The organism is Peptoniphilus sp., assembly GCF_034090345.1.
In the GTDB taxonomy this organism is placed as follows: Bacteria; Bacillota; Clostridia; order Tissierellales; family Peptoniphilaceae; genus Peptoniphilus.
This window is the reverse complement of the sequence record NZ_JAXDSS010000018.1, coordinates 1-6,332: the sequence shown is the minus strand read 5'-3', so window position 1 is coordinate 6,332 and position 6,332 is coordinate 1. Positions and strand designations below refer to the sequence as shown.

General features: G+C 29.3%; 8 protein-coding genes. 2 read left to right on the top strand and 6 right to left on the bottom strand.

What is annotated here, in order from left to right; all coding sequences use genetic code 11:
• Nucleotides 1-334, top strand: a 334-nt coding sequence (locus SOR77_RS01690; RefSeq protein ID WP_320635477.1) for a transposase, incomplete at its 5' end; no start/stop codon positions are given.
• A 229-nt stretch (nucleotides 335-563) separates the two neighbouring features.
• Here the strand turns inward: SOR77_RS01690 and SOR77_RS01685 are convergent.
• From SOR77_RS01685 to SOR77_RS01660, 6 genes are all read right to left on the bottom strand, one after another.
• Nucleotides 564-2,654, bottom strand: a complete 2,091-nt coding sequence (locus SOR77_RS01685; protein ID WP_320635476.1) for a bifunctional 4-hydroxy-3-methylbut-2-enyl diphosphate reductase/30S ribosomal protein S1 — start codon at nucleotides 2,652-2,654, stop codon at nucleotides 564-566.
• Entirely contained in the window at nucleotides 2,617-3,213 is a 597-nt protein-coding gene (locus SOR77_RS01680; protein ID WP_320635475.1) for a lysophospholipid acyltransferase family protein, read from the bottom strand. Before SOR77_RS01680 ends, SOR77_RS01685 begins: the two co-directional genes overlap by 38 nt.
• Nucleotide 3,214: 1 nt before the next feature.
• The gene (cmk, locus tag SOR77_RS01675) at nucleotides 3,215-3,841 is read right to left on the bottom strand and encodes a (d)CMP kinase (protein WP_320635474.1); all 627 of its coding nucleotides are present in this window, start codon (nucleotides 3,839-3,841) and stop codon (nucleotides 3,215-3,217) included.
• A 164-nt stretch (nucleotides 3,842-4,005) separates the two neighbouring features.
• Nucleotides 4,006-4,227, bottom strand: coding sequence for a helix-turn-helix domain-containing protein (locus SOR77_RS01670; protein WP_320635473.1), 222 nt, complete (start codon nucleotides 4,225-4,227; stop codon nucleotides 4,006-4,008).
• A 258-nt stretch (nucleotides 4,228-4,485) separates the two neighbouring features.
• A complete protein-coding gene (locus SOR77_RS01665; protein WP_320635472.1) occupies nucleotides 4,486-5,010 on the bottom strand; it encodes a GNAT family N-acetyltransferase in 525 nt (174 codons plus the stop codon).
• Between the two features lie 124 nt (nucleotides 5,011-5,134).
• Nucleotides 5,135-6,010, bottom strand: a complete 876-nt coding sequence (locus tag SOR77_RS01660) for a LysR family transcriptional regulator (protein ID WP_320635471.1) — start codon at nucleotides 6,008-6,010, stop codon at nucleotides 5,135-5,137.
• A gap of 119 nt (nucleotides 6,011-6,129) precedes the next feature.
• On the opposite strand from SOR77_RS01660, the gene SOR77_RS01655 reads away from it, so the two are divergent.
• Nucleotides 6,130-6,332 (top strand): putative sulfate exporter family transporter (locus tag SOR77_RS01655; protein ID WP_320635470.1); only part of this gene is annotated, 203 nt, incomplete at its 3' end.

Here is a 6,332-nt window from a genome sequence, read left to right as displayed (position 1 = left end):
TTCTAGGCTTACTTCTGATGAGGCTAATGAGGTTTGTCTAATGCTTGAGTTAAGTAGGGATTTAAAATTAGCGTATGGGTTAAAAGAGTTGTTCTATCAATATGTTCTTATTCAACCTACTAAAAAGAGGGCTGAAAAGTCTTTAAAGGAATTTAGTTCTTGTATTACTGCTTTTAATAATTGGTTTGATGAGATATGTAGTTCTTTTGATTATCCTTGGTCTAATGGTCCTCTTGAAGGGACACATACAAAGATAAAGACTTTAAAGAGAAATTGTTTTGGTATGAAAAATTTTAATTTATTTAGAAAGCGAATTATGCTTTCTTGTAAATAGTTGGTAAAAAAATACGGAAATTTTTGAAAACTCCTAGGAGTTTTGTTTGCTATGCTTATTTTTAGTGGTTTTTGGTTTATTTTGGTTTAGGATTTATTTTAGCTGCTATGTGTTGATTTTTACATAATAAGAGAGACTCATATTAATGAGCCTCCCCAATATTTGACATAGAGCCTAAAAAGAGCCTAGTATTTACTAGACTCATTTGTTTATAGAAAATTAACTTTTATTAGTCTTCAAGTTTTAAACCGCCAAGAAGATCTCCTAATGCTGTATTTATATTTGAATCATTAGGTTGCTCTTCATATTCTTTTACTTCTTTTGGTGCCTTAGGTTGTTTTGGCGCTCTAGCCTTAGGTTTTTCTTTAACAAACTCTTCCTTAGGCTCAACGTTTACTTCGTCTTTTACTTCTTCAACTACTTCTGGCTCTTCATCTTCAATTAAAGCTTTCATAGATAATGATATTTTTTTATTTTCTTCATCTATATCTGTAACTTTTGCAGTTACTGCTTCACCAATAGAAAGTTTATCTGATGGTTTTTCGATGTGTTCTTTAGAAATTTGAGAAACGTGAAGAAGTCCATCTACTCCTGATTCCAATCTTACAAAAGCTCCGAATTCAAGGATATTTACTACCTTACCTTCTACAACATCTCCTACTTTTACAGATTCAGTGAATACATCCCAAGGTTTTTTAGTTGTTTGCTTTAATCCAAGAGCAATTCTATTTTTGTCTTCATCTAAGTTTAATACTTCAACTTCAACTTTTTGTCCTGGTTCAACTACATCTGATGGGTGTTTAACTCTGTTCCAAGAAAGTTCAGAAATATGGATAAGTCCGTCTACTCCTCCAACATCTACAAAAGCTCCGAAGTTAGTAAGTCTTTGAACCGTACCTTCTACAATATCTCCTACTTTAAGAGCTGAGTAAACTTCTTGTTTGTTTTTTTCAAGTTCTTCCGATTCTACATTTTTTCTAGAAAGAACTATTTTTCTCTTGAACTTGTCAAAGTCTATAATTTCACAAGTCATTTCTTTTCCAACATATTTAGAAAGATCTCTTTGGAATCTAACTGATGCATGTGAAGCTGGAATAAAAGCATTTAATCCATTAAGGTCAGCTGTTAGTCCACCTTTAACTACAGATTTAACTGTTACTGTAACTCTTTCATGTGAATTGAATAATTCTTCAACCTCATCCCATACTTTTAGGCTTTCTACTCTCTTATAAGAAAGTACTACATTGCCATCTCCATCATCCATTTTCATGATGAATACATTGATCATGTCACCAGGCTTAAATAAATCTGACGGTTTTACATCAGGATTATTTGAAAGTTCATCTCTTGAAATAATTCCGTCTGATCTGTAACCAATGTTTACCATTACTTCAGTATCGTTAACGAATAGAACTTCTCCTTCTACAACTTCTCCTCTTTTTATTTTCTTAAAAGAGTTTTCTATTGCCTCCATCATTTCATTGTTGTCAAAATTTTCCATACTACTAACAGCCTCCTCGATTACCGAACGAGGTGTGGATGCACCTGCGGTAATACCTATTTTTACAAAATTTTTTATATTATATTTTAGGTCCTTAATCGACTCTAATAAATATACGTTTTTACAATGCTTTTTCGCAACTTCATACAATTTTTTAGTATTTGAGCTATTCTTTCCACCCAGTACAATCATAGCGTCTACCTTTTTTGCCAATTCTTCTGTACTGTTCTGTCTTAAGCGCGTAGCATTACATATAGTATTATAAACTATAATCTCATTATTTAAAATATTTTTTAAAGAATTTGATAATATTTCAAATTTTTCAGGAATATTTGTTGTTTGAGAAACTAAAATAGTTTTATTATCTTTAACTTTATCTAAAGATAAATCTTGACCTATTATTACAGCACTATCATTCGCATAAGAATTTATACCTATGACTTCTGGATGCATTTCATCTCCAAATATAACTATTTGATATCCCAATTCGTAATGTTCTCTTACTATAGAATATATGTTAGCGACTTTCGGGCAAACACAATCTATAATTTTATTGCCATTGTTCCTCAATTCATCTAAAACTTTTTTCTTTACTCCATGGCTCCTTATAATTACTTTAGAATTTTTTACATTGGTATCATTTATGTTTACAACACCCTTATCTGAAAGTTCTTTAGTCACAACTGGATTGTGAACAAGTTCACCATAACTATAAACGCCATTGTCTGCATTTTTAAATGCTAAGTCTACAGCTCTTTTTACTCCACCACAAAATCCGGCATTATTTGCCACTATTATCTCTATAAATATCAACCCCATAATAAATAGATTTTAGTAAATCTACTGTATACTCTTTATATTCCAATTGTGTTGGTTTAGATAGATAAGAAAAATCAATAGGTTTTCTAATGTATAATTTCATCTTAGTAAAAGGAACGTAAGAACCCTCAATATACACTGGAACTATTAAAGATTTGGATTTGTGAGCAATTACTGTAACTCCTGATTTGACCATATTTAAATCTATTTTTTTAACTCTAGTCCCCTCTGGAAAAACTCCAAGAATTTCTTTGTTTTTCAAAATTCTTAAAGCCTTTTTCACAGCAGATATATCAGATGCCCCTCTATCCACTGGAAAAGCATAAAACTTCGAAATAACATTTCCAACAATACGATTTTTAAACAATTCTTTTTTAGCCATCCAATGTATCGGTTCTTTTATAGCACCTGATATAAATATTGGGTCCCAATTTGATTTATGATTGGAGCATATCATATAAGGACCTTCATTTGGTAAATTTTCTATATTTACGATTTCAAATCTATAAACTACTTTAAAATATAGCCATAATATTACTCTAACAATTCTGTATAGCATTTTAACCTCTTACATTATTAAACATCTTTTCCAATGTTTCTTCTAAAGTTAAATCTGCACTATCTATAAAAATAGCTCCTTCAGCCATATATAAAGGTGAGTTTTCTCTGTTGATATCATTAAAATCCCTATCTTTTAAATCATTTAAAACTTTAGTAAATTCAACGTCTTCACCTTTTTCCAAGAGTTGCTTATATCTTCTTTTAGCTCTGATATCAACTCCTGCATCTAGGTAAAATTTATATTTTGCATCAGGTAACACTACTGTCCCTATATCTCTTCCTTCCATCACTACAGAACGTTTTTTAGATATTTCTCTTTGTTTTTGAACTAAATACTCTCTCACTTTTAAATCTTTAGATATATTCGATGCAAGCTTAGAAATTTCCTCTGAACGAATTTTATCAGATACATCTTCTCCATTTAAAAATACTTTATTATCACGATAATCTATCTCTATATCATATAAAAATTCATCTGGTTCAAACCCCGTTTCCTTTGAATATAATGCTATAGCTCTATACATGGCCCCTGTGTCCACATAAGTTATATTGAGTTTATCAGCCAATAATTTTGCTATTGTGCTCTTACCGCTTCCACTAGGTCCATCAATTGCAACTGAATACATATTTCCTCCATAAAAAAACCACTGCCTACGCAGCGATCTAAAAACTTATTCTTTTCAACACAGTTATAGCTCTCAAGATACACTTCGTATTACTTCATTATAACTTAAAAGTTTAAATTAAACAATACATTTTATCCTGGAATTATTTCCCGCTTCTAGGATTGTCACATATGTTTGACAATCCTAGAATGCTGATTAGGATGGCTATGTCGTCTTGATTTATTTGCTAATGATTCTACGCTCCCATCATATTTTTTTAGCCATCTTTGTACTTGTTGTATGCTAGTTTTGTATCTTCTTGCAGCTTCTGCATTATTTTTGTGTTTTATTGCATATTCTACTACTTTTTGACGAAATCTCATTTCTTCTGTTATACTGGTTTTCATAGGAAGCCTTCTTTCTGATATTTTGTTTTTACTTAAATTTATATTATCAGATGGCTTCCTATTTTTTTATTTTTTGTTACATATCTATTATTACCTAACAAACTACAAAAATGATGAAATAAATTTTAAAAAAATCAAAATTTTAAAAATGGTACGCACTTTTTCTATTTAAGTAAAAGCCTTGATTTCATCTTTTTCAACTGTCCAACCTGGGGTGGCTATACTATACATATGCTCAATTTGTACATTCTTATCGTATTATTTATAATTACCTAGCATATCTTCATTTTTATAAATAAACATAACTTCTTTTAATTCTTTTCCTCCAATATTATCAACCATATAGTTGTCTGTTTCTATAAACCCATTTTTTTTATAAAATTTTTTTGCCAAATAATTATCCTCTAAAACCCAAAGTAATAATTGACTATATCCTAGCCCGTATAACTCTTTGATTACATACTTTAATATTTTATTTCCATAGCCTTTCCCTATATATTCCGGAAGTATATAAAAAGAAATAATTTCCCCATAAGAGAAATACTCTTGAAATCTTGACTTAGAAAAACTAATAGTTCCAATATATTTACCATTTTCAATACATACAACAGTTCTCCAATCAGTAAAATCTAATATTGGTATCCATTTACCTTTTTCAATTGAATCAAGAAATTCTTGAGGGATTATATCTTTATATGCATATCTCCAACTTTTTTCATATATTTCACTGATTTCCATTTTATTGTCATATTCATTTATATATCTAATTTCCAAATATTTCACTCCTCCATATAAAAAATTATGTATAATTATATAATATTCTTCAATCATCCAAATATTAACTTATTTTATAATTTAGTATTAACTTATGGACTATCTAATTTTAAAATAGTTTATATAGGTTTTGCTATTCTCCTTTTAATATTTCAAATAAATTTTCGTAATAATCAGAATAAAAACTTCCCTCTTTCCATAAAAATGTAAAGTCATGTTCTGCTTGAAAATCTGTTAAAAGTATTTCTCTCAAACTTCCATTTTTTATTTCTTTTTCTACTACAGATTCATATAAAAACGAAACGCCCAAACCATTTTCAACTAATGTTTTAATTGTATTCAAGTTTCCAATTTCTGATATTTTTTTAAAATCATCTATTGAGTAGTTCATTCCTCTAAGGGTTCTATCTAATACCTCTCTTGTTCCCGAACCTTCTTCTCTTACAAAAAGCCGATTATCAAATATTTCCTTAACCTTAACATTATCCTTATCCATATAATTTTTAGAGCATACTGGAATTAATCTATCTTTTTTAAATACCTTACTCTGATATGAATTTATTTTAAAATATCCTTCTATTATTGCAAAATCTATTTTGCCAGTGTCCAACAATTCTAAAAGTTTCTGAGTGTTTTCGACTGCCATTCTAAGTGACAACTCAGACTCTTTTGAAATTATTTTCGTAAGTATCGGAGACATTACATATTCTCCAATAGAAAGTGTTGTTCCAAAGTTAAGTCTAATCTTACTTCTATTGTGACTTAAATAGTCTTTAAAATGTTCTATATCATTGGTCATAGAGCTAATTAAATTCAATAGTAATCTTCCTTCTTCTGTTAAACTTACTTTCTTCCCTTGAAACTTAAATAAATCAATTCCGTATTCTTCTTCGATGGCCTTTATATGATTTGAAACAGCAGGTTGTGTTATATTTAATTCTTTTGAAGCTTGAGTAAAATTCAAAGTCTTACAAACTACCATAAACGTGTTCATTTTATAATCTATCATTGTGCACCTATATACCTTCAATAAATTTTTCTTATGCAAGTATAACATATTATAATTTTATTTTTAATAGTATTCTTTGTATAATAAATTTGAATTTATTTAAGATAGGAGTTGGAAAAATGAAGAAATTTCCCGGTATTTTTTTGTGTTTTATAATAGCGCTCGTTTGTACTTTTTTAGGTGGAAAATATCCACTTATAGGTGGTGCAGTATTTGCAATCTTAGTTGGTATGTTAATCGGTTTATTCTATAAAGAAAAAAATTCTACTCAACTGGGTATCAAATTTACTTCAAAGTACATATTACAATTGGCAGTCGTATT

Coding starts and splice junctions, on each gene's coding strand:
- SOR77_RS01670 (WP_320635473.1), bottom strand. CDS start 4,227: ATGAAAACCAGTATAACAGAAGAAATGAGATTTCGTCAAAAAGTAGTA.
- SOR77_RS01660 (WP_320635471.1), bottom strand. CDS start 6,010: ATGATAGATTATAAAATGAACACGTTTATGGTAGTTTGTAAGACTTTG.
- cmk (WP_320635474.1), bottom strand. CDS start 3,841: ATGTATTCAGTTGCAATTGATGGACCTAGTGGAAGCGGTAAGAGCACA.
- SOR77_RS01685 (WP_320635476.1), bottom strand. CDS start 2,654: ATGGGGTTGATATTTATAGAGATAATAGTGGCAAATAATGCCGGATTT.
- SOR77_RS01680 (WP_320635475.1), bottom strand. CDS start 3,213: ATGCTATACAGAATTGTTAGAGTAATATTATGGCTATATTTTAAAGTA.